The 3368-nt window shown below is 70.7% G+C and carries 3 protein-coding genes; 1 reads left to right on the forward strand and 2 read right to left on the reverse strand.

Features of this window, described 5'->3' with window-relative positions:
• Together C2L59_RS01555 and sigK are read right to left on the reverse strand one after the other, a co-directional pair.
• On the reverse strand, positions 1-668 hold a 668-nt coding region (locus C2L59_RS01555; RefSeq protein ID WP_103347708.1), incomplete at its 3' end, for an anti-sigma factor domain-containing protein.
• The gene (gene sigK / locus C2L59_RS01560) at positions 665-1258 is read right to left on the reverse strand and encodes an ECF RNA polymerase sigma factor SigK (protein ID WP_103347709.1); all 594 of its coding nucleotides are present in this window, start codon (positions 1256-1258) and stop codon (positions 665-667) included. The genes sigK and C2L59_RS01555, both read right to left, overlap by 4 nt.
• Before the next feature lie 298 nt (positions 1259-1556).
• Here sigK and C2L59_RS01565 point away from each other — a divergent pair, with 298 nt between their 5' ends.
• Positions 1557-3137 (forward strand): molybdopterin-dependent oxidoreductase, encoded by a 1581-nt coding sequence (locus tag C2L59_RS01565; RefSeq protein ID WP_233223214.1) that lies wholly within the window; start codon positions 1557-1559, stop codon positions 3135-3137.
• Positions 3138-3368 lie beyond the last annotated feature (231 nt).

Raw genomic sequence — 3368 nt, forward strand, 5'->3', positions numbered from 1 at the left:
GTGGCGGGCTCGACGGTCACCGCGACCCCGTCGGTGCCGGCGGGGAGGACGGCTTCGACGGTGCCTTGAGGGCGGATGAGGCCCGCCGAGCGTGGCGCATCCGGGCCGGTCAGCCACACCTCGTAGGCGTGGCCGGCGTCCAGCCGCGGCAGGGCCTGCGCGGCGATGAGGACTTTGCCCAGCTGCCGGGAGGCTGTGGCCGTGACCGAGCCGCCGCCGGCCACGGCCGTGCGCACGGTGGTCGCGTCGGGCGCGGACGTCACCGCGCGGCCGTCGGCCACCGGCACCGGGCGGCCGGAGACCGACTGGTCCAGCCCGATGCTGATGCCGCCGGCGAGCACCGCTGCCGCCGCGGCGACGGACGCGATCCCGATCAGTGCACGCTTGCGCCACGGGGTGCGTCGCGCGGGAGAGGTCGGCTCGGCGGCGACCCGAGGAGGGTGCTGCCGTGTTTGGGAAATCCGGGCGAGCACCCGCCGGCGGAAGTTCTCGTCCGGGCCGAGGGCGGCCGCGATGCCCAGGAGGGCCGCGGTCTCGCGGAACCCGGCGACTTCCTCGGCGCAGACCGGGCATTCGCTCAGGTGCCGGGTGAACGCGGCGCGTTCGAGGTCGTCGACCGCGTCGAGGGCGTAGGCGCCGGCGAGGATGTGGGCGTCGGCGGTGGTCATCGGTGCACTCCCAGAGCGTCGCGCAAGCGGATCAGGCCGTCGCGCATGCGGGTCTTGACGGTGCCGACCGCGACACCGAGTTTCTCGGAGACCTCCCGGCAGGTGTAACCCTGGAAGTAGGCCAGCAGGATCGACTCCCGCTGCAGATCGGTCAACACCGCCAGCGCGGCGCGGACCTGCGCCCGGTCGAGCCGGTCCAGCGTCGTCTCGGTGACGTCGTCGTAGGGATGACGCAGGTCCAGCCGGTCGGCTCGCTCCTCCCGGTTGACGCACGCCTGCTCGGACCGGACCCGGTCGATCGCGCGCCGGTGCGCGATGGTCAGCGCCCAGGTCTGCACGCGGGCCCGTCCGGCGTCGAACGTCGCCGCCTTGCGCCAGATCTCGAGCAGGACTTCCTGGGTGACTTCCTCCGCATGAGCCCGGGAGCGCAGCACCTGGAACACGGTGCCGAAGATCGGGCCGGCCAGCTGGTCGTAGAGCGCGGCGAAGGCCTGCTCGTCACCGAGGGCGCTGCGGGCGAGCAGCTGTTCCGGTGTGGTTTCCGGCTCCGGACCGGTGACGGTGCGGAACGCGACTGCGTGGGCGGTCATGGCACCTGCCTTTCCCGGCGGGTGCCGAGTCACGGGCCGCGGTCGGCGGCGTGTCACGAGGAGTTCGTCCCGGCCGGCCCACTCGGATTGGTGTTGTGACGAGAATTCCAGCTGGTCACCCGCGCGGAGGAGCGGAGTCCGCCTGTCCACAATGGATTGGGTGGCGTCACGACCTCGGCCGCCGGCATTCCGCCAGGGCCGGCCTCAGCTGCTCGTGAGCATCCCCTTCTGTCACCCGATCCGGTGTGACGCAGACAGCAGGACCAATACTTCGGCAGCGTCGCTTCGAATTCCTGATATGACCGCTACCGAGCTCGACCCGGAAGTGCCGGAAGCACCGCCGCGTGCCCGGCTGCGATTCTTCGCTGCTGCGTTCACCGGTGTCCTCGCGCTGGCCGCGGCGCTGGCGGCCGGGCACCTGGTGGCGGGGTTCATCAGCGTCAACGCTTCCCCCTACCTCGCGGTCGGCAACGGCGCCATCGACCTCACCCCGGTCGAGCTGAAGGACTTCGCCGTCCGCACTTTCGGTACCTACGACAAGCTGGTGCTGCTGGGCAGCATGGCCGTGGTCATGGCGGGCGTCGCTGCCCTGGCCGGCGTCCTTTCGCGGCGGTCCCCGGTGCCTGGCACGGTGATCATCGCCCTGTTCGGTCTCGTGGGTGTGTTCGCTGTTTCCCAGCGTCCGGACCTGACCCTCGTCGCGTTGCTGGCGCCGATCGCCAGCCTGGTCGTGGGCATCGCCGTGTTCCTGCTGCTGCACCGGATCGCGCCGCGGGTGTGGCGGGAGCCGGACGCGAAGGAGAAGGCCGGCACGTCACGGCGGGCGTTCTTGCTCGGTGGTGCCGGCGTGGTCGTCGGCGCCGGCGCGGCCGGGCTGGGCGGGCAGCTGATCAGCTCGTCCCGCGACGCCACCGCGTCCCGCGAAGCCGTCGGCAAGCTGGTCCCGGCGCGCACCGCGCCGACGATCCCGGCCGACGCGGGCTTCCCGAAACTGGGTACGCCGCCGTTCCTCACGCCGAACAACAAGTTCTACCGCGTCGACACCGCGTTGTCGGTGCCGCAATTGCGCACCGAGGACTGGAGCCTGCGGCTGCACGGCATGGTGAACCGCGAAATCCGTTACACCTACGGCGACATCCGCAACCGGCCGCTGGTCGAGCGCACCGTCACCATGACGTGCGTGTCCAACGAGGTCGGCGGCGACTACGTGTCGACGTCGAACTTCATCGGCGTCGACCTGGCCGACCTGCTCGCCGAGGCCGGTGTGAAGCCGGGCGCCGAGCAGCTGTTCTGCACCAGCGTCGACGGCTGGACGTCCGGCACCCCGGTCGCGGCCGCACAAGACCGCGGCCGCGGTGCGATGCTCGCGATCGGGATGAACGGCGAGCCCTTGCCGCTGGAGCACGGGTTCCCGGCCCGGCTGGTCACACCCGGCCTCTTCGGGTACGTCTCGGCGACGAAGTGGGTCGTGGACATCGAGGTCACGACGTGGGCCGCGCGGCAGGCATATTGGCTCAAACGCGGCTGGAGCCAGGAGGCGCCGATCAAAACCGAGTCACGCATCGACTCCCACCGCGGCTTCGCCAACGTCCAACGGGGCAAGGTGCGGGTCGCCGGGGTCGCGTGGGCGCAGCACACCGGGATCGAGAAGGTCGAAGTGCGCGTCGACCAGGGCCCGTGGCAGGAGACGACGTTGTCGCAGGAGGTCAACCTCAACACGTGGCGGATGTGGTGGACCGAGGTCGACGTCCCGGCCGGGGTGCACCAGGTGTTCTGCCGCGCCACCGACAAGTCCGGCTACACCCAGACCGACCAGCGGGCGGGCACCGTGCCCGACGGGGCAACAGGGTGGCACAACGTCACGTTCACCGCAGCTTGAGAATTTCTTTCCCCATCGACCAATCCGGTTCCCGCCGGGCATCGAATCACTGGCAACAAGAGGTTCTCGCCGGTTCGGCAGCCTCAGCCGCGTAATCAATTGGAGTGAATTCTCGTGCGTAACCTTCGTATCGCCGGTATCGGTCTGACCGCGGCCGCCGCGCTGACCCTGACCGCGTGCAGCGGCAGCGACACCGCTTCGTCGGGCAGCTCCAGCGCCCCCGCTCCCGCC

Origin of the sequence: Amycolatopsis sp. CA-128772 (assembly GCF_002904295.1) — a bacterium.
GTDB lineage: Bacteria > Actinomycetota > Actinomycetes > Mycobacteriales > Pseudonocardiaceae > Amycolatopsis.